Here is a 19,992-nt window from a genome sequence, read left to right as displayed (position 1 = left end):
GGCATAATAATCGGTACCAAGTCAATGACACCAAGGGTCAAAGGCTATTTTTTAACTGCAAAACTTGAGTTACTTATATTACCAAAAAAATAGCAAGCTTTTACTTTTTCATCGAGTAATATCCTTACTTACTATACAAATACCTTTATAATGTAAAATCGCTCAGGCGATTTTTTTCATTCTTATCTTTCAGCACATTCTGTGACAGGATATACCCCGATCTGACAAGGATATCTTTAAAACAGGATTTAAATTTGTCTTTATTTTATGTATACTATATAGGGGTTTTTGTGGCCTTTTTCTATTTTTTACCAAATACGATTTACAGGAGAGATTATTTTGCAAAGAACAGTTGGGACAGTTGTCCGCGGGCTACGCAGTCCGATCATCAATGAAGGCGACAATATGGAATCGATTGTTGTAGAGACGGTACTTAACTCTGCTAAGGCAGAAGGCTATGAAATCATGGATCAGGATATCGTAACGATTACTGAATCGATCGTAGCCCGTGCTCAGGGTAACTATGCTACTTTGGATCACATTGCAACAGACGTCGGAAGAAAATTTGATGGCGAACCGGTCGGAGTTGTTTTCCCGATCCTCAGTCGTAATCGTTTCTCAAACATTTTAAGAGGTATCGCCCGAGGAACTGGCAAAGTTGTTCTTCTGCTGAGTTATCCTTCTGATGAAGTGGGTAATCACCTGGTCTCGCTGGATGAATTAGACGACCACGGCATCAATCCATGGTCAGATGTCTTGAGCGAATCGGAATTCCGTCATTACTTCGGATACAAAGCTCATCCATTTACTGGCGTCGACTATATCGATTACTACAAATCACTGGTAGAAAATGAAGGCGCAGAATGTGAAGTCATTTTTTCTAATGATGCGAAGACTATTGTTAACTATACTAAAAATGTACTGGCCTGCGACATCCACAGCCGTTTCCGCACGAAGCGTCTGGTCAAAGCTGAAGGTGCTGAAAAAGTATTCGGTCTGGATGATATCCTGTCTGAATCATTGGACGGCAGCGGCTATAATTCTGAATACGGTCTATTAGGTTCTAACAAGGCAACTGAGGAAACCGTCAAACTTTTCCCTAATAATGGTCAGCCTCTAGTGGAAGCGATTCAGGCTCGTCTGAAAAAAGAAACCGGGAAGACAGTTGAAGTCATGATTTATGGCGATGGCGCGTTTAAAGACCCGGTCGGAAAAATCTGGGAACTGGCGGATCCTGTGGTATCTCCTGCTTATACAAGCGGTCTGGACGGTACTCCCAACGAAGTGAAACTGAAATACCTTGCGGACAACAACTTTGCTCATTTAAGAGGAAACGAACTGAAAGCAGCTATTTCAGAACACATCGTAAATAAAGGGGCGGATCTAGTTGGACAGATGGAAGCTCAGGGAACGACACCAAGACGTCTGACTGATTTAATTGGATCATTGTCAGATTTGACCTCCGGAAGTGGAGACAAAGGAACGCCAATTATTTACATTCAAGGCTATTTTGATAATTACACCCACTAAACTGTTGCATTCTAACTGAATAGAGAATATTAAAAGAGACTGACTGACGCCGATACATTTGCGTCAGTCAGTCTCTTATTATATTATTCTACTTCTTCCAGTTCGTCTTCCGTCATCCACATATGATTCGTAACTCTTTCGCCATCAATTGTAGAATCAAAATCAACTGCATAGACAGTTCCATGAATCGCATCTTCAACAAAAGCAGTTGCTCCATGCATGCCGTCCATATGATCAGCTTCTAAAACGACTTCATCTCCCGCTTCAGCAACTTCGGCTCCTTCTTCCAAGTCTTCATGAATAACCCACTTGTGGTCCAGAACTCTTTCTCCGCCATCTGTAGGGGTATAGCTCACTTCATAAATCACTGTATCAAAGGCTCCAGAAATGGTTGCTTCCGCCCCTTCCATACCGGGCATGTGGTCAGCAGTGATAATGACGTTGCTTCCAACAGGGTATGTCGGATTCTCTGCTTCCTCTAGTCCTTCCGGTATTTCTCCATCATGATCCATGTCCATCATTTCCTCATGGCCTGCTTCTTCATCGACACTTTCCATTTCTGTCTGCGTGTCAGTTTCTGTTTCCTGTTCTTCTGTATCGGTACAGCCAGCGAGTATAAAGGCCGTGCTTAGTCCTACAAATAGTAATTTTTTCAATTTAAACCCTTCTTTTCCATAATTTTAATCGTTTTTAATGGGGAGAGTGACAGTGAAAGTCGTTCCTTCATTCTCTTCACTTTCCACTTCAACAGTTCCTTTATGTGCTTCTACAAGGCTTTTCACGACAGCAAGGCCAATGCCCTGGCCCTGAAGTTCACTGTTCCGTGAAGCTTCCACTTGATAAAACCGCTCAAAAACGTACACTGCTTTATCTTGAGGAATCCCCTGGCCATTATCCTTAATTTTGATGATGACCTTGTCTTTAACCCGTCTCGCCCAGAAAATAATTTCTCCACCTTCAGGGGTAAATTTCAAGGCATTCGACAGAAGATTAGAAAATACCTGATCCAGCTTGTTCCGATCGGCAGTAATAGTTGCCGGCTCTGCTTTCAGAATCAGAGAAATACCTTTCTCATCTGCCTGATGTTCAAACGCCATGATTACTGAAGAAAGAAGGGCTTTGATATCCACGTCTTCCCATTCAATTTTTGAATGACTTGCCTCTGCATCTTCAAGCTGGTCAATCATCTGGACGAGATGAGCTAACCGCTTCACCTGTCTATCAAGACTGGTTAAGCGCTCAGGTGTGACTTCCCAGACCCCATCAATCATTGCTTCAATATTGCCTTGAAGAGTAGTCAATGGTGTTCTTACCTCATGGGCTAAATCTGAGACAATCTGATTCCGTATCAGTTTCTGTTCAGCCAACTGTGCAGCTAAGGTATTCACACTTTCCTGAAGATGATAAAGTTCACTTATTTTTTCATTTACTTTGACTGCACCCAGATTTTCTCCTCGAGCAATTTTCTGGGTCATTTTGCTCGTATCGGCAATTGGCTTGCTTAAGCGTTTAGAAATCATATAGGCTACAATACCCGCTATGACTATAGTTAATATCCCCATCAGAAAAATCAGCAGGGTTAAATCCTGAAGAAACTCTTCTTCTTCAGCAGTATAATCTTGTATGCCCGGGTAGGTAATGAATGCCGTTCCTATGTGAATTCCATCAGAAAACAACTCTACTTCTTCTTCAAGCCAGTTATCATCGGGTACCAGTTCCGTTCTCCGCATCCTTTGCATATGCTGTCTCATTGGAGTCGTCTGACTGATGATTTCATTCCCATCTGAATCCTCAACGCTGACCAGAATATGTGAATGCATGGCATTCTGAATAGTCGCAGAAAGAACGTCCTCGTCCCAAACTCCTTCTTCGATATAAGCTGTTTCGATTGTTTCAACCACATTTTCTCTTTCCGCTATGAAACGTTGACTCAAATAATCATCAAACCGGTCTCCTGTAATTTGAAAAGTGAGAAAACTGAATAGAGCAATAATAGTTATACTGCCGCCTAGTATATAGATGAATAGATGGCTAAACAGTGTTTTTTTCATGTGTCACCCCGAAACGATAGCCTGCACCATGAACCGTTTCAATATAGAGCGGTTTTCTTGGATTTTCTTCAATTTTGGCTCTTAAATTTTTGATATGAGAGTCGATAACTCTGTCCATGGCTGTTGCTTCAAGCCCTTTGACCTTTTCCAAAAGCTGCTCTCGTGAAAACACGTGCTTGGGATCACTTGCCATGATTAACAACAGGTCAAACTCTGTATGAGTTAATATAATTTCGTTCCCCTGAACGGTAACTTCCATTCTATCCGGATAGATAATGAGGTTACCCTTATTAAAGACCCATTTATCTCTATCATCTTCATCATCTTTTGAAAATCGTCGACTAACGGTAGCGATTCTGGCCAGCAGTTCTTTTGGACTAAAAGGCTTCTTGATATAGTCATCGGCTCCTAACTGCAGGCCTTTTAATACATCCTTTTCATTCGATCGGGCGGTGAGCAGGATAATCGGCACGGATGATGTCTGGCGAATGTCTTCACAAATTTCCCAGCCAGAAAAATCAGGCAGCATGATGTCAAGCACAATAAAATCTACAGGGTTATCATTAAATAGCTGAAGGGCCTGTTTGCCGTTTTTTGCCAGATACACCGTATGGCCATCTGCAGTCAGGTACGCCTGTATAATCTCCAGAATTGACTGCTCATCATCAACAACTAAAATATTCATTTTTCTTAAACTCCTTTACATACAGTGACTATTGGTTTAACTTTTATGGCTTAATACTACCATAAACCGAAAGCACAGACTTAACACATTGTCACTGCAAGCAACGTTAACTGAATGACCGGATAAATTCAAAAAGCCGATGACCGAAATCATGCGGCTTTTCGGAAGGATAATTACTTTTGTAGCGTGTTAATCCCTTTAGTGCATGCTTCCCATTCCTTCAAAATTATTGCTTCGAGAAGAGCCCCCAGTGCCATGCATTTCTTTATAATGCTCTCTCAGTTCTCTGTTGTTAAGCTCAGGGTGACTTTCACGTATATGAGACTTCATCTGACCAAAGTTAATCACAGAGCCATCCATTTCCATATGCATGGATTCACTATTTCCCATATGATTCATATAAATACTTTCTTCCTGATTGATTGTGTCTTTATCAGGCTGTTGACTATCGTCAAACCGTGCTAATCCTAGCCCACCCGTCAATGCCACTAAACCAGTTAAAACGCCATTAATTAAATTCATTTTACTCAAGCTCCTATTTAGTCTATTGAAACATTCTAGTATGTTTCTAGCTAAATACTACCTTTTGATTATGGATTAATTATGGATTTTTTCTCGGACTTAATTTTAACTTTCTTACAATAGTATGGAATAATTCTTCATTCTCTTCTATCGTCAAGCCTGCTTTTTCAATGTTTTCAAGAGTTTTACGGTTGATATTCGCTCCCCAAATGGATACCGGTACAGGATTAGCTATGTCCATTAATTTCCCTAATAGTTCATTTTCACTTCTCATATGTTCGAGCATAATAATTTTCCCATCTGGCCTGCAGACTCTTTTAAGTTCTTTCAATCCTTTTACCGGATCGGGAACTGAACAGAAAACACAGGTGGATATAACGTAATCGAAGGAGTCATCTGGAAAGTCCATTTGCTGTATGTCCATTTCCTTGAGGGTGACTGGAAAAGGCAGGTCAAGCGATTTAACTTTCTCAACCGCTTTTTCCAGCATCTTTGGACTGAAATCGACTCCTGTCAGCTGGATACCTTCCGGGTAAAATGACAGATTTTTTCCTGTACCTATTCCCACTTCCAGAACCGTTCCTTTAACATCTTTGAGAAGATCTTTCCGCCATTTATCTTTCATCATCCGATCCATCGAATCATATAAAAAAGATACTCTATTGTAACGCTTTTTTATCGTTTTATTAGTGTTCTCTGTCATTCCTGATCCTCCTGAACAATATGAATTTTTGCTCCTGTTTATAGTTATCCTCACTATGCTTGCGAGTGTTTTCATTTAATCTAAATACTAACTGATCTGAGGTCTACTTTTGGTGCTCTCTTGAGTAGTCGAACCTATATCACTCTTCTTTAATCTTAGGGAATTATACACCACATTTAAAGAGCTTAAAGCCATAGCTGCTGCGCCAATCATAGGATGGAGTAGCCCAAATACTGCCACCGGAATAAACAGAGCATTGTAGAACCAAGCCCAAAAATAATTTTGCTTGATTTTTTTAAAAATTGCCTTAGATAATTTTATTGCTGAGATTATTCCGCTGAGTTCCCCTTTTACTAACGTAACATCTGCTGCTTCAATTGCTATATCTGTTCCCGTTCCAATTGCAATACCTACGTTAGCTTGTTTTAAAGCTGGTGCATCATTAATACCATCCCCAACCATGGCAACAGTACCATATTTTTCTTGTAATTTTCTTATTTCATCAACTTTCCCATCTGGAAGTACTTCAGCAATTACATGGCTGATGCCTACTTTCTGTCCAATTGCCTTAGCGGTACGTTGGTTATCCCCTGTAATCATCGCTGTTCTAATCCCTAATTTTTCTAATGCAGCAATTGTTTTTGCTGAATCTTCTTTTATAGGATCAGCTACTGCAATGATACCTAGAAATTGATTATCTTTAGCAAGCAACATAGCTGTTTTTGCTTCCTCTTCTATCCTGATCATTTCATTTTCAAAAGGTTCAAAAGCAATGCCGTTTTCTTCCATCAACTTCCTGTTTCCCAGAAGTATTTTTTCATCATCAACATATCCTGTAACTCCTTTACCGGTTACAGCATTAAAGTTCACTACATCTCCTAGTCTCATCTTATCTATTTTGGCTTTTTCAATAATCGCATGCCCTAATGGATGTTCCGATCCTTTTTCAATCGTTCCGGCATAATACAAAAAGTCTGATTCCAGAATATTTTCTGCACATACAATATCTGTTACTTCCGGCTTGCCTTTTGTAATTGTTCCTGTTTTATCAAATGCAATTGTATTAACTTCTTTAAACGTCTGGACTGCTTCACCATTCCGTATTAGTATACCATTTTCTGCACCCATTCCACTACCGACCATCAAAGCTGTCGGGGTTCCTAATCCCAATGCACATGGACAGGAAATTACCAGTACAGCTGTAGCTGTGATGAATGCAAGAGTCAGAGGAGTTAAATCTGGGTTAACCCACGGTAGAAAAGTTGCGCCCCACTGAATAATACTTAAGTGAAAATCTGGGAAAATGAGGAACGATGTAAAAGTAAGCAGCGTTATTAACAGGATAGCAGGAACAAAATATCCGGTAACGCGATCAGCAAATTCTTGAATGGGCACTTTAGATCCTTGACATTCTTCCATCATTTTTGCAACTTGTGATAGGAATGTATCTTTACCAACCTTAGTTACTTCTACCTTTAACATGCCTTGTTTGTTAATAGTGGCACCAATGACTTCTTCTCCATTTTGTCGTTTAACTGGCATTGACTCCCCTGTTGCCATTGACTCATCTAACAAGCCATTCCCTGCAATTATTAAACCATCTGTAGGTACTTTTTCCCCTGGGCGAATAACCATTAAATCTCCGACTTGCAATTCTTTAACCGGTACCTCTCTTTCTTCACCATCAACCATTATATTAGCTGTTTTAGCACCCATCTGAAGTAATTTCTTTATCGCTTGTGATGCTTTTCCTTTAGCACGGATTTCAAGGTATTTACCTATTAAATGGAAAGTCATAATTGTCGTTGCCATCTCAATGAAACTTTGTAAGGGAAAGAACAATCCCATTAACCCAATAATATACGGAGGTAAAGAACCGAAGGATACCAATACATCCATGTTAGGGGTCTTATTTTTAAGAGCCTTCCAACTGCTTATGTGCACATGTCTACCTACACCAAATATGATTGGTGCTCCTAAGAGACTAATAATTAACAAGTATCCAGGAATTGGGAATATGAACATATGCAGCACCATAAGAATCATGATAATACTAGATAACGTTGCAGATAGCTTTACTCTCTTTTCGGCTTTTTTAATTTTCACTAAATCTTCGTCTATTTCATTTTCCTGATCCTCTTCCAATATCAGTTTATACCCTAAATCACTTATCTTTTTCTGCATGTCCAGCACTCTTACTGATTCGGAGCTGTAGGCGACAGTTGCTTTCTCCGCGGCAAAATTTACAGTTGCTGAACTAACCCCATCCAGAGTGAGAATACCCTTTTCTACCGTATTAGCACAGGTTGTGCATGTCATCCCCTCAATTTTCAATGTTACCTTTTCTTCAGTTTCTTTATTTTGTTCAAGTACAGCTTTGTATCCTAGTTCACTAACTGCCTCAGTTAAAGAATCTATGCTAACACTGTTAGAGTGTTCTACTTTTGCTTTCTCAGTAGCAAAATTTACATTTGCATTTTTTACTCCTTCAATGTCTTTCAGTTTTTTTTCAATATTAGATGCACAAGTAACACATGACATTCCGTCCAGCAATAAGATAGCTTCTTTAACTGTAGTATTGTTTTTCATCTTGACCTCTCCTTTTAGTTATAGTGATTTTAAATCTCGGTTTAAACTGCAATGACATTGCCCCTTAACACATTCACATACTACTTCAGCTGGTGCTGTTTTTTTCTTTTCTTCAATAACGGCTTCTACACTTTCTATATCAGTTAAGCTTAACGGAATATCTTCTAAAATCATTTTGAGTATGACCTTGTTTTCTGTACCACACACTTGATTAAACAATTCAGTAATTTTATTTCTTATACATTCTTTTTCTGACAAAGTGGGATAATATACATACATGCGACCTTTCAGTTCATAGTCAATCATTCCTTTATTAACTAATCGCCCAATTAAAGTTTTAGTCGTTGATATTTCCCACGTTGTTTTTTCTTTTAACATTTCATTTATTTCTTTACTTGTTATGGGATAGTTAGTCCAAATCACTCTCATTATTTCCCATTCAGATGGAGATATCTGGTTTTTCTTCATCTGATAACTCTCCTCCCTTCATTGGTGATTCAAATAACGTGCTATTTGTAACTACATTTGTAATCATTAATTCTAAAAAAAAATTATTTTATAGAATGTGAGCATCCATCGAAATGATTGATGCTCACTTTATGATTTACTTGATTTTATTAACTAGACGGCTTCTGATCTCCCATGACTCAACTCATCTGAATACAGTAAGATTGAGCTTGTTTTCCTGAGAATATGATGTTATTACTTTTTACTCTTAATGTTTCTACTGCTGGAACTATTGAGAACTGGTACTTCTTTTATTTTTTTATACTTAGTTACAATTAATCCAATAGTTAAAAAACTAAAACTTAGGCCAAACACCAGTAGGAAGTTATGCATAAAAAACTCAGCAGGCAGAGCCTCAATTATCGGGTCAGTGGCCGGGTTAAACAGCCATGCATCATTATTGAAAAATGTCTGATGGAATAGTAAAAAAATTGCATCAAAACTAATTAGTACTGCAACTATTATAGACAGTAAGACTAAAATACCTGTTTTAAAGAATAATAAAAAACTTTTTTGAAGTTTTTTACCTCTTGAATATAATAGAAAACCGAGCGATCCCATTCCTGAAATTAATAGAATAGAATAATTGATTAGAAATAACCTCTTCACTTCATAAAAGTGAAATAGCCCACTTTCAGAACTAGAAAAGTCCGGCATAGTCAGTTCTGAAATCCAAGGATAATTTAAGTAAGCAATCAGAATCCGATAATTAACTAATATTTGTTCTTTTGACATATTTATGTTCTCTGAAATATTCAAGTAATTGATATCAAACGAATACAATGGGGTAAAATTAATTGTAATCGCTATTGATAGTGACAAAATAAATAATGAAATTAAGATGAATCCTAACACTTTAACAAGTCGCTGTTTCAAATTGACACTCCTCACCGTTTGTTACGCTTTAATTTTGATTGTAATGCATAAACTTCTTCTTTTAATTTCTTGTTTTCTTTTTGACATTCTAATTTTTCCTTATCATGGTTAGTTGTATCACCCTGTTTCTCTGAAGATTTACCGCTGTGCATGCCCGGCATGAAAAACATAAACACTAGATGGCCAAGCATCATTAGAATGAAATATATAAAGATGTCCATTCGCTTTACTCCTTTTTTCATTATTACTATAATTAATCACTACATAAATTTGTATAGGACAGATTATAGTACACACAATTTAATTAGCCCTCCCTGTATAGAATCATGTAAATATTACCTTTTTCATTTATAGTTTTTACAGTCCCTACTGAAGATTTTTTGAATCATATTTTAAATAATCATCTAGCTCATCAAGAGTAATGATATACATCGAGATTATAAAAAGTAATATACTCTGTTTTGCCAACTCGTTCCTTCTTATCTGAAGTACTATCGACTGTATATAAAATGTATTCCATAGTAAAAGACAACCGATATAATGAACCCAGTGACTACTAGCCCATAAACTAACGAATTACTTAAACTGATTCCTTCGTTAATGGAAACTGTAGTTCCGTAGCTTCTATTTTTCATAAATATAAGTCCCATTATTCCCAAAGCTATAATCACTAAACTGAGGACATGTGCAATACTCAAGGGTCCTAAACCTTGGGGGTTCGTTCTAAAGAATTCGACAATAAAGCGGTTAATAGCAAACCCTATAATATATATGAAGAATAATTCTCCATCAAATTTCGCTGTTTTTCTTTTTCTCCATATAAACAGGAACAAGATAAAGTTCAATGCAACCTCATAGAGCTGAGCCGGGTGAAGTAGTTCGCCATTCACCATAACGCCCCATGGCCAGTTTCGGCTCATTGGTACACCAAACACGTCGCAGCCGACTCGTCCAATGGCCTGACCTAAAATAACTCCTGGTACAATCGCATCTGCTGTTTTCCAGACCGGTAGATTTTTCCTTCTCATAATTAAGAATGCAGCTGCGCCCCCAGCTAGTATTGCTCCTTGGATAGAGAGTCCTCCCTGAGAAAATCTGAAGATCTCAGAAGGGTTGTTCAAGTAATAATCAAAATTAAAAAAAAGTATGTAGCCAAGTCGGGCACCGATTATGCCAAATAAGACAGTAAAAATCCCTAAATCCATCAGCTTATCTTTATCCAGCAGTTTGCGTTCGCCTTCTTTTTGAATCAGTAATAAGCCAATAATCATACCGATTGCGCTAGTTACACTCAACAGGTGAATACTAAAATGTCCGATACTAAATAGTTCTACCATTTTTTTAACTCCTTTATTTTATTTTTTGTGTTATAAACCTATATAAGGTCCTGGATCAACATTTGTATCATTTTTCAATATTTGAAAATCGAGATGAACACCTGTTGATGTGCCTGTAGTTCCCATAATACCTAACTGTTGCCCCTGTGAAACATTCTGACCCACTGAAACAGTCAAATTCGGTTGCATATGTGAGTATATTGACTTATACCCGTCTTTATGATCAATCTCCACAAAATATCCTAATGACGGATGATACTCCGCTTTTATTATTCTTCCTGATTTAGCTGCTATAATGGGGCCACTACCTGCAATATCAATCCCATAATGAAACCGTCTGTCCCCATAGACTGGATGGATTCTCCAGCCATAAGGAGAGGTCACTCTTCCTTGAGCTGGTCTAATCCATTCATTTCTTTTTTCTACTAAATTACTCTCACTGCCACTAAAATCGTCTGTGTTTTCAGCTGATGAAGTGGCGATTTCAACACTACCGTCATTTAGTTGGTTGGTATCTTTTATTGTTTTTAATTCTACTTTATTTAATTCTTCCTGCTGTTGAGCGTTTTTTCTATTTTCTTCAACAATCAATTCTTCTGTGAGTGCATCAGTTTTTTCAGATAGTTTTGTGTATTCAAATAAATAGTCTTCCTTTTCTTCTGTTTTTATTTGATATTGATTTGCGATGGTAATAATAGTTTCCTCTAATTTCTGTCTTTCAATAGCCAATTGATTACTATCTTCCTCTAACTTCTCTTTCTCTTTTACTTTATTTATTTGCTCTTCTTCTAGTGCTATTTCTAACTCACTTAATAAATCCATATCGGTTTCTTGTATAATCAAGTTGTTCTGGTGGGTACTAATTAGTTGAGAAATTACGCTCACTTTTCCAATCAAATCTGACAACGATTCAGACGATAATAACATCGATACAATCTCTTGAGGGTTTGTATTTTTCTGAACCATTCGAGCTTGAGATTCTAACTGTCCGATTCTCTGCTTAATTATTTTCTCTTTAGTCTTAATTTCTGATTTAATGTCACCTATCTCATTATTAATCTCCAAAAGTTGTGATTTTTGTTTATCCATCGACTGATTTAATTCTTCAATAGATTTATGTATAGTTTTAACTTTTTCTTCTAAACTTTCTTTATTTTCACCCAGTTCTTCTAACTTTTTTTCTTCTTCCTCTATAACTATTTTTAATTTCTCTTTGTCTTGTTCTAATTCGTCCCTTTCTTTTTCTATTAAGTCTACCCTACTACTATTTGCCTGTCCTAATACAGGAAATGTACTATTTAAAAAGCTTAATAAAATGATACTTAACAAAATGTATTTTTTATTCTGGGTCACTTCTGATTCTCCTTATTCATTTAATCAATAAAATTAAAAAAAGATGAATATAAAAAGAGTGAAGTTTTGTCTAGTTATATTCATCTTTTAATCAGTTACTGTTTAAATATCTAATTTGAATTAAAAAAGTTAAAGCGATTCATAAATTCTCTGTTATTTCGATTTCCCGGTTGCTCGTAGTCAGCATCATCCTGATTCCAGTTCATCATGCCTCTTCTGGAATTAAAGGTACCATGCATCTCTTCCATCCATTCGAACATGAAATCAAGAGACTCATTGTCAAATCCTCGCATATGGTTTCTCATATTCCCGAAAAATGATTCGGACTCTTCCAGCTGATCTCTTTCTGTTTCGGATAGATTCTCTTCTCGGAAATTCCACATTTGATTGTGTCGTTCTTCCATGCTTTCAATGAATTCCTCTTCATCCAGTTCATAGCTTTCGTTTCTTTCTTCAAAAGCCCGAGAGTCGCTTCTTTCACTGTTTTCAGTGCGTCGTCTATTCTGAGAGCTCATATGGCTTCTCATCATGTCACTATGATTGTCCCTATTCCAAAAAGGTGACTGGTCTTCTGTTTCTTCTGCAGACACAGAGTTGAACTGACCGTAAACAAGAGTCGATCCCGCTAATCCTCCAATAACTAAAGAACTGATTAGTAATTTTTTCATTTCTTCCATCCTCCTACTTCTTTGTACCTTTAGTATATAAACCACTTATGGAGAAAAAATGGATTTAATAATAAATTTAAAAAAACCTAGTCAGTAAATAATTGGACAGTCTTTTCACAGACTATTCATTATTTACTCACTAGGTTTCCTAGGATCAATCTTTTAGACATTTCCCACGGTTTAAAATAAGATTAAAATCAGCCGGATGAGAGTGCTTAAGAACCAGCTCTGCGTTTGGTTTATCAGTTCGCATGACGTGCTGCTTCGCTTCTTCTAGAGAAGCGCCTCCTTTTTGCTTTCGTTCAATTAACCGATTTTCGAGTTCAGCCATTGTTGTTTTTATAGCTATTGTATAGTGACTTAACTTTTGTAGTTTATTCCAGACCGTTTTATCCAAAAGCAGATAGTTTCCTTCAATTAATATTATATCGGCCTCAACTTCCTTCTTTTCATCTGACACGTCATGAAGCAGGCGATCATAAGTTGGCCAGCTCACATTTTTTTGGGAATGCAGTTTCTGGATTGTTTCTATCAAAAGGTTTACATCAAAGGATTCGGGAATTCCTTTAAATCGTCTCAACGGTACGATCTGATTATTCCTGTTCACCGTATGACTATCTAAATAGCAATTATAATGGTGAAAACCGTCCATCGAGACAGACTGAAATGTATAGGTCGTGTTGATTTCTTTAAATAAATCTTCTAGAAATAATGAGAGTGTCGTTTTGCCGGCTCCAGGTGGTGCGGCTAAATAAGCAACGACTCTTTTTCCAGTTTCCTCGCGTTTTTTGATAAGCGTTTTTAAAAGTGGAAGAAATAAGTCTTCAATTTCCTCCTCTGAATAACACGCTTCAACAGGTAATCCGCTTACTGTATAGGTTTTTTTATCATCACGTTTCCTCCTTATTTTTGCCTGCCTGGAATGTCTTCCTCATCATAATAGACCCGTTCCATACATAAGCCTTCAGGTGCCGCTGTTTTTCCAGCTGCTTCGCGATCTTTTGCTTCAAGAATAACAGGGATATCTGAAGCCGGACGTCTGCCGTCCGCCACTTCCAGTAAGGTTCCCATGATGATGCGAATCATGTTATATAAAAAACCGTTCCCTATAAAAGTAAAGACCCATTTATTTTCTGCTTCATTTACCTCGACGCTTGCCTGGTAGATAGTTCGTGTGTTGTGAGATGTTTCTCCGTGTGTAGAGGCAAAACTAGTGAAATCATGCGTTCCCAGTAAGTGCTGCAAGGCTTCTTCAACCGGCTCGACAGCCATCGGGTAGCGGTGATGACTGGCAAAGCGTCTCAAAAAAGGATCCCGGAAGCGATTGTTGTCTACTGTATAGCGGTACATTTTCCCCTTTGCCTGGAAGCGAGAATGAAAGTCTTTGTCCGTCAGCTCGATATGAGTCACAGCTATTTCAGAGCTCGTCATTGCATTCAATGCTTTCTGCATCCCTTCCAGTTCAATAAAAAATGGAAAGTCGAAATGAACAACTTGGCCCCTGGCATGAACACCTGCATCCGTTCGACCGGCGCCATGGATTCGAATTTTTTCCCCTTTAGCCAGCTTTTTTAATGATGCTTCCAGCTCACCCTGGATTGTTCGTGCATTAGACTGAATTTGAAAGCCGGCAAAATCTGTTCCATCGTAGGTAATAAGCGCCTTGTATCGGTAGGTTGTCATCTTGTTCTTCCTTTTCTGTAGTTGAGTAATATGTATGTGTGCCGTTGGCGAGGTAAAGTGTCGTATCTGATTGCTTTTTTTACGGTTGAGCTGTCTTTGGTTAACTCAATAGAATTTATTACTCACTTTACCGAAGTTGGTGGGTTTTCGGTTAACTCACAAGAGCGACTGCCTTCAGTTTCCCGAAGTTGATGCCGGTTCGGTAAACTCAGATATAAAAACCGTTTGAATTTGCCGAACTACGGCCTGTTTGGGTAAACCCAGCTGAAAATTCTTCCCACCTTACCGAACTTTACCAAACTTGGGTAAAGTCACCGGAAAATCTTACTGAGATTGCTGAATTTTCTTGTTCTTTAGCAGACTCAAATAGATTTAATTCTGAGTCAGCTGAAAAGCAGGCTACTTCGGTTAACCGGGGTTCTCACCCCTCACGAGTCTGCCAAAGACTACCCAACTTTGGCAAACTCAGCTAAGTCTCCTCTTCCAGTCTACCTAACTTGCCTCAATTTCCGCAACCTCAAGCTGATCACACGCCCCAGGCCAACCCGTTTCGCTTCAATTTTAACCCAAAGCCACCCACTTCAACAAGTTCAGTTAATACTCGTCCGCTGACGAGTATTTTCCTTCTTAAAAAAAAAAGAAAAAGGATAAAGATTCGCATCTTTATCCTTCCGCATTAGGTTCTTAAGAAAAACAGGCTGACAGATAAAATCCCGAACGCTGCAATCACCAGGGTATCACGTGATTCCCAGGATAGTTTGCGGTATTTCGTTCGGCCTTCGCCCCCTTTATAGCCGCGCGCTTCCATGGCGGTTGCCAGTTCCTCAGCACGGTTAAATGAGCTGACGAACAAGGGAATCAGCAGAGGCACAATAGCTTTCATCTGCTGGTAAATATTGCCTTCACCAAAGTCAATCCCCCTTGCTCGCTGAGCATTCATGATTTTCTCCGTTTCATCCATTAACGTCGGCACAAACCGCAAGGCAATCGAGAGCATCAAGGCAATTTCGTGAACGGGAACTTTTACTGCTGCAAGCGGACGCAGCAGGTATTCGATAGCATCTGTCAGAGACAGCGGCATAGTCGTCAATGTCAGGATCGTCGACATGAAAATGATCAGGACGAATCGCATGAAGATGAATACCCCATTAAGGAGCCCTTCCTGTGAAATAATGACTGGCCCGAATCTGAACCAGATCGTCGATCCGCTCGTAAACAGAATCTGCAGAATTACTGTAAAGAGAATCAGCCAGATCAGGGGCTTCACACCATTGATAAAGAATTTCGGGCTAATCTCAGACAGTTTGACAGCCGTCAGAACAAAAACGGTCAGGAGAACATAGGTCAGCCAGTTATTAGCAAGAAAGATGATAATAATGAACCAGATGGCTCCCATCAGCTTCGCACGAGGATCCAACCGGTGAATAAATGAGTTACCCGGGATATAGCGTCCGAATATCAGTTTTTCCATCATAATCCTTCACCTGCTTTGCTCGCTAACTTATCTTTCATCTGCTGGGCCAGCTCATCTGTTGTCAAAGGTAGCGGATCAAATATCCACTCGAACTTTTCTTCCAGCTCATGAGCAAAACGGACGGTTGACGGCACACCCAGCTGCATGCTGGATAACCACCCGGCTTCCTTAAACAGTTCTCTCGGGTGCCCTTCTTTCATGACCGTCCCTTTTTCGAGAACAATCATGTGATCAGCGTATGTTGCCACATCATCCATCTGGTGGGTGACCAGTACAACAGTCAGCCCCTGTTCCTTGTAGAGATTATAGAACATATCCATGATCTCCTTGCGTCCCTGAGGATCCAGACCTGCTGTCGGCTCATCCAGAACCAGAACTTCCGGTTCGAGAGCCAGCACTCCAGCTATAGCCACGCGGCGCATCTGGCCCCCGGACAAGTCAAAAGGTGACCGTTCCATAAAGGATTCGTCCAGTCCAACGAGCGGCAGGAGTTCTCTGGCTTTCTCGAGGCCTTCTTCTTCGGACAGGCCGAAGTTCTTCGGTCCGAATGCAATATCTTTGCCAACCGTCTCTTCAAACAGCTGAGCTTCCGGAAACTGGAAAACGATCCCGACTTTTTTACGCAGAGATTTTAGTCCCTTATTCTCAGAAAAGTTTGTAATGACACGGTCTCCGATAGTCACTTGACCACTAGTTGGCTTTTTCAGCGCATTCAGATGCTGAAGTACAGTCGACTTTCCACTTCCGGTATGACCGACGATGGCAGTAAATGAACTGTCTTTGATCGTCAGATTGATATCATGAAGCGCTCTACTCTGGAAGGGTGTCCCCGGCTGATAGGTGTAGCCTACTTCTTCGAAACGTATGTCCATAGCCAGTCAACCATCCCTTCTTCAGTCAGATAATCCTTGGGCACATCAATGCCCTCTTTCTTAAGTGATGCCTTCAGTCTTTCAGGGAAGGGCAGATCCAGTCCCATTTCGACAAGTTTTTCTCCATATGAAAATATCGTTTCCGGAGTCCCTTCCTGGATCATCTGGCCGTCTCTCATGACCAGTACCCGGTTGGCAGCTGCCGCTTCGTCAATATCATGTGTGATGGACAAGACAGATAAGTTCTCCTGCTCCTTCACTTCCTTGACCGTGCGCAGAACTTCTTCTCTTCCCTGAGGATCCAGCATACTGGTTGCTTCATCAAGGATCATGATGTCCGGTCTCAGTGCAACGATTCCTGCAATAGCTACACGCTGCTTCTGACCTCCGGATAGACGGGCTGGTTCACGTTCGGCAAACTCGAGCATGTTCACTTTTTCCAGAGCTGTTCGGACCCGTTCAAGCATCTCTTCTCTGGGAATTCCCAGATTCTCGAGTCCAAAGGCTACATCGTCCTGCACAGTCGATCCGACAAACTGATTATCAGGATTCTGAAAGACCATACCGACCATCTCACGAATGGACCAGACATTCTTTTCATTCAGCTCAAGACCGCCGACAGCGACTTCTCCACTATCGGGTTCGATCAGCCCGTTGACCGTCTTGGCCAAAGTGGACTTACCAGAGCCGTTGGGTCCGATGATTGCAACCCATTCGCCTTTATTGATCGAAAAAGATACACCCTTAAGAGCCGGACGCTGATCTTCATCATCATATGTGTAAGTGACGTTTTTAACGTTTATAATTTCAGACATGATTTACCTCAACTTTTTGATTCAGTCTTTAAGTGCAGCGTCTTAGGTGTCAAGACAGCAACTCAACATTACAAGATTACCAAAAACAGTCTGAGATAACAATAGCTAAAGCCTTATGTATCCCTTTACATTAAATGCTTTTAAGGTTATCTTACTGCCATTCTCGCTATGCTGGGGTACGATTCTTTATGCAGATATTCCTGCTAAAGGTATGATCCCGAAACTTGATTAAGTCATTCACTATGTAAACATATAAAAAAACACTTTGCGATATATGGTGCTCCCCCCGAAGGAATCCTCCGGGGGAAACTGAGCTAGACACTTGGAAACTAGTCCATCATCGTAACGCTCATCATACATCCAAAAGTGATTTGGTCAAATCATTATATCGATTACTGATTACTCAGCATCTTCGTCAGCAGAAGCTGCAGATCCTTCAACAAGCTCAAGTACAGCCATTGGTGCACCGTCTCCGCGACGAGGTTCTGTTTTCAGTACGCGTGTGTATCCACCGTTACGCTCAGCGAAACGAGGTGCGATATCATCAAACAGTTTTTGAAGTACAGTTTGTACTACGATTTCGTCTTCAGTTTCTGATACAGTTGCCAGTTCGTTACGAACAAATGCAGCAGCTTGACGACGAGCGTGCAAGTCTCCACGCTTACCTAATGTGATCATTTTATCGGCAAGTTTAGATACTTCTTTCGCACGAGTCACAGTAGTTACAATACGCTCGTTGATGAAAAGATCTGATGTCAGATCACGAAGCATTGCTTTACGCTGTGAACTAGTACGTCCTAATTTACGATAACCCATTCGTCGAAATCCTCCCTTAACTACAAGATTACAATTCCGTCATGTCAGACATGCCGGTCAGTTTTTTATAACATACCTGTTTAGGTATATCAGTTAGTATGAGTAATTACTCTTCATCACGCAGGCCCAGATCGAGCTCGCCTAATTTAAGTTTAACTTCTTCCAGTGATTTACGTCCCAAGTTACGGACTTTCATCATTTCTGGTTCAGTTTTATTAGTCAGTTCCTGAACAGTATTGATTCCAGCTCGCTTCAGACAGTTGTAAGAACGTACAGATAGATCAAGCTCTTCGATAGTCATCTCAAGCATTTTTTCCATTTGTGTTTCTTCTTTTTCAACCATGATTTCAGCTTCGCGGGCTTCTTCTGTCAAGTTGACAAATATATTTAGGTGTTCGGTCATGATTTTAGCTGCTAAACTTACACCGTCTTCAGGAGAGATCGAACCATCTGTCCATACATCAAGCGTCAGCTTGTCGTACTGTTCTTTTTCTCCAACACGTGTATTTTCGACATGGTAGTTCACTCGGCTGATTGGGGTATAAATCGAATCAACCGGCAATACACCAATCGGCATATCATCGTGTTTGTTGTGTTCAGCGCGTACATACCCTCTGCCTTTTTGTGCTTCCATTCGGGCGTGTAAGTGTCCACCCTCAGAGACTGTACAAATATATAGATCCGGGTTCATTATTTCAACATCACTGTCAAAAATAATATCAGCAGCTGTGACAGTTGCCGGTCCCTCGACATCTATTTCAATTGTTTTAGTTTCATCAGAATACAACTTAAGCGCGAGTTTTTTTAAGTTTAAAATGATGGCAGTAACATCTTCTACTACTCCATCGATCGCAGTGAATTCATGCAAAACGCCATCAATTTGAATATTTGTGACGGCAGCACCTGGCAAAGATGATAGTAAGATTCGACGCAGGGAGTTACCCAGAGTAGTTCCGTATCCTCGCTCAAGCGGTTCTACGACAAACTTGCCGAATTTTCCATCTTCACTGATCTCAACTGTATCTATTACCGGTTTCTCAATTTCGATCATATAGTCCGTTTACCCCTTTCAAAACGTTTAGTCCACGCTATCCTAAAACGACATCTATTATTAAACGCGACGACGTTTTGGAGGACGGCATCCGTTATGTGGTACCGGTGTTACGTCACGAATTGCAGTTACTTCCAAACCAGTTGCTTGTAGAGAACGGATTGCAGCTTCACGGCCTGACCCAGGTCCTTTAACAGTAACCTCGACAGACTTCATGCCATTTTCCATTCCGCCTTTAGCAGCAGCTTCAGCAGCCATTTGAGCAGCGAAAGGTGTTGATTTACGAGAACCTCTGAATCCTAATGATCCAGCAGATGACCATGAAATCGCGTTTCCATGTACATCAGTTATCATTACAATAGTGTTGTTGAATGTTGAACGGATATGTGCTACTCCGTGTTCAATATTCTTTTTCACTCGACGTTTACGATTACGAGCGGGTCTTTTTGCTTTAGCCATT

At 39.8% G+C, this 19,992-nt stretch carries 21 protein-coding genes; 1 reads left to right on the top strand and 20 read right to left on the bottom strand.

Annotated features, from left to right (window positions below; genetic code table 11):
• Nucleotides 1-339: 339 nt before the first annotated feature.
• On the top strand, nucleotides 340-1,530 hold the full coding sequence (locus tag ABFX15_RS08720; protein ID WP_346025040.1) for a coenzyme F420-0:L-glutamate ligase: 1,191 nt from the start codon (nucleotides 340-342) through the stop codon (nucleotides 1,528-1,530).
• A gap of 83 nt (nucleotides 1,531-1,613) precedes the next feature.
• On the opposite strand, the gene ABFX15_RS08715 is transcribed toward ABFX15_RS08720, so the two are convergent.
• The 20 genes from ABFX15_RS08715 to rpsK form a co-directional block, all read right to left on the bottom strand.
• Nucleotides 1,614-2,186, bottom strand: coding sequence for a YdhK family protein (locus ABFX15_RS08715; RefSeq protein ID WP_346025039.1), 573 nt, complete (start codon nucleotides 2,184-2,186; stop codon nucleotides 1,614-1,616).
• 24 nt (nucleotides 2,187-2,210) lie between these two features.
• Nucleotides 2,211-3,581 (bottom strand): sensor histidine kinase, encoded by a 1,371-nt coding sequence (locus ABFX15_RS08710; RefSeq protein ID WP_346025038.1) that lies wholly within the window; start codon nucleotides 3,579-3,581, stop codon nucleotides 2,211-2,213.
• A complete protein-coding gene (locus ABFX15_RS08705) occupies nucleotides 3,562-4,266 on the bottom strand; it encodes a response regulator transcription factor (RefSeq protein WP_346025037.1) in 705 nt (234 codons plus the stop codon). The genes ABFX15_RS08710 and ABFX15_RS08705 overlap by 20 nt, the downstream gene beginning before the upstream one ends.
• A 198-nt stretch (nucleotides 4,267-4,464) precedes the next feature.
• Nucleotides 4,465-4,788: a hypothetical protein gene (locus ABFX15_RS08700; RefSeq protein WP_346025036.1), complete on the bottom strand. Its 324-nt coding sequence runs from the start codon at nucleotides 4,786-4,788 to the stop codon at nucleotides 4,465-4,467.
• A 79-nt stretch (nucleotides 4,789-4,867) separates the two neighbouring features.
• On the bottom strand, nucleotides 4,868-5,491 hold the full coding sequence (locus tag ABFX15_RS08695; protein ID WP_346025035.1) for a class I SAM-dependent methyltransferase: 624 nt from the start codon (nucleotides 5,489-5,491) through the stop codon (nucleotides 4,868-4,870).
• Nucleotides 5,492-5,578: 87 nt separating this feature from the next.
• Nucleotides 5,579-8,080: a heavy metal translocating P-type ATPase gene (locus ABFX15_RS08690; RefSeq protein WP_346025034.1), complete on the bottom strand. Its 2,502-nt coding sequence runs from the start codon at nucleotides 8,078-8,080 to the stop codon at nucleotides 5,579-5,581.
• Nucleotides 8,081-8,098: 18 nt separating this feature from the next.
• The gene (locus tag ABFX15_RS08685) at nucleotides 8,099-8,548 is read right to left on the bottom strand and encodes a CopY/TcrY family copper transport repressor (protein WP_346025033.1); all 450 of its coding nucleotides are present in this window, start codon (nucleotides 8,546-8,548) and stop codon (nucleotides 8,099-8,101) included.
• Between the two features lie 234 nt (nucleotides 8,549-8,782).
• Nucleotides 8,783-9,463 carry a TIGR01906 family membrane protein gene (locus ABFX15_RS08680; protein ID WP_428830624.1) on the bottom strand — a complete coding sequence of 227 codons (681 nt, stop codon included), beginning with the start codon at nucleotides 9,461-9,463 and terminating at the stop codon, nucleotides 8,783-8,785.
• 11 nt (nucleotides 9,464-9,474) lie between these two features.
• The gene (locus ABFX15_RS08675; protein ID WP_346025032.1) at nucleotides 9,475-9,684 is read right to left on the bottom strand and encodes an adhesion protein; all 210 of its coding nucleotides are present in this window, start codon (nucleotides 9,682-9,684) and stop codon (nucleotides 9,475-9,477) included.
• Between the two features lie 270 nt (nucleotides 9,685-9,954).
• Nucleotides 9,955-10,800, bottom strand: coding sequence for a prolipoprotein diacylglyceryl transferase (lgt, locus tag ABFX15_RS08670; protein ID WP_346025031.1), 846 nt, complete (start codon nucleotides 10,798-10,800; stop codon nucleotides 9,955-9,957).
• Nucleotides 10,801-10,830: 30 nt separating this feature from the next.
• Nucleotides 10,831-12,153 (bottom strand): peptidoglycan DD-metalloendopeptidase family protein, encoded by a 1,323-nt coding sequence (locus ABFX15_RS08665; protein ID WP_346025030.1) that lies wholly within the window; start codon nucleotides 12,151-12,153, stop codon nucleotides 10,831-10,833.
• A 110-nt stretch (nucleotides 12,154-12,263) separates the two neighbouring features.
• On the bottom strand, nucleotides 12,264-12,821 hold the full coding sequence (locus ABFX15_RS08660; protein WP_346025029.1) for a hypothetical protein: 558 nt from the start codon (nucleotides 12,819-12,821) through the stop codon (nucleotides 12,264-12,266).
• A gap of 154 nt (nucleotides 12,822-12,975) precedes the next feature.
• Nucleotides 12,976-13,728, bottom strand: a complete 753-nt coding sequence (locus tag ABFX15_RS08655) for a nucleoside/nucleotide kinase family protein (RefSeq protein WP_346025041.1) — start codon at nucleotides 13,726-13,728, stop codon at nucleotides 12,976-12,978.
• Entirely contained in the window at nucleotides 13,725-14,504 is a 780-nt protein-coding gene (truA, locus tag ABFX15_RS08650) for a tRNA pseudouridine(38-40) synthase TruA (RefSeq protein WP_346025028.1), read from the bottom strand. Before truA ends, ABFX15_RS08655 begins: the two co-directional genes overlap by 4 nt.
• 676 nt (nucleotides 14,505-15,180) lie before the next feature.
• Nucleotides 15,181-15,978, bottom strand: coding sequence for an energy-coupling factor transporter transmembrane component T family protein (locus ABFX15_RS08645; RefSeq protein WP_346025027.1), 798 nt, complete (start codon nucleotides 15,976-15,978; stop codon nucleotides 15,181-15,183).
• Nucleotides 15,975-16,850, bottom strand: a complete 876-nt coding sequence (locus tag ABFX15_RS08640) for an energy-coupling factor ABC transporter ATP-binding protein (RefSeq protein WP_346025026.1) — start codon at nucleotides 16,848-16,850, stop codon at nucleotides 15,975-15,977. Before ABFX15_RS08640 ends, ABFX15_RS08645 begins: the two co-directional genes overlap by 4 nt.
• Nucleotides 16,826-17,665 carry an energy-coupling factor ABC transporter ATP-binding protein gene (locus ABFX15_RS08635; protein ID WP_091265244.1) on the bottom strand — a complete coding sequence of 280 codons (840 nt, stop codon included), beginning with the start codon at nucleotides 17,663-17,665 and terminating at the stop codon, nucleotides 16,826-16,828. The genes ABFX15_RS08640 and ABFX15_RS08635 overlap by 25 nt, the downstream gene beginning before the upstream one ends.
• A 399-nt stretch (nucleotides 17,666-18,064) precedes the next feature.
• Complete coding sequence (gene rplQ / locus ABFX15_RS08630; protein WP_091265247.1) at nucleotides 18,065-18,481, bottom strand: 50S ribosomal protein L17; 417 nt, start codon at nucleotides 18,479-18,481, stop codon at nucleotides 18,065-18,067.
• A 106-nt stretch (nucleotides 18,482-18,587) separates the two neighbouring features.
• Nucleotides 18,588-19,532, bottom strand: coding sequence for a DNA-directed RNA polymerase subunit alpha (locus tag ABFX15_RS08625; RefSeq protein ID WP_091265250.1), 945 nt, complete (start codon nucleotides 19,530-19,532; stop codon nucleotides 18,588-18,590).
• A 60-nt stretch (nucleotides 19,533-19,592) separates the two neighbouring features.
• Entirely contained in the window at nucleotides 19,593-19,991 is a 399-nt protein-coding gene (gene rpsK, locus ABFX15_RS08620) for a 30S ribosomal protein S11 (RefSeq protein ID WP_091265252.1), read from the bottom strand.
• Nucleotide 19,992: the final 1 nt, after the last annotated feature.

The sequence above is a fragment of the Alkalibacterium indicireducens genome, assembly GCF_039522005.1.
In the GTDB taxonomy this organism is placed as follows: domain Bacteria; phylum Bacillota; class Bacilli; order Lactobacillales; family Carnobacteriaceae_A; genus Alkalibacterium; species Alkalibacterium indicireducens.
This window is presented reverse-complemented; position numbering and strand designations above follow the sequence as displayed.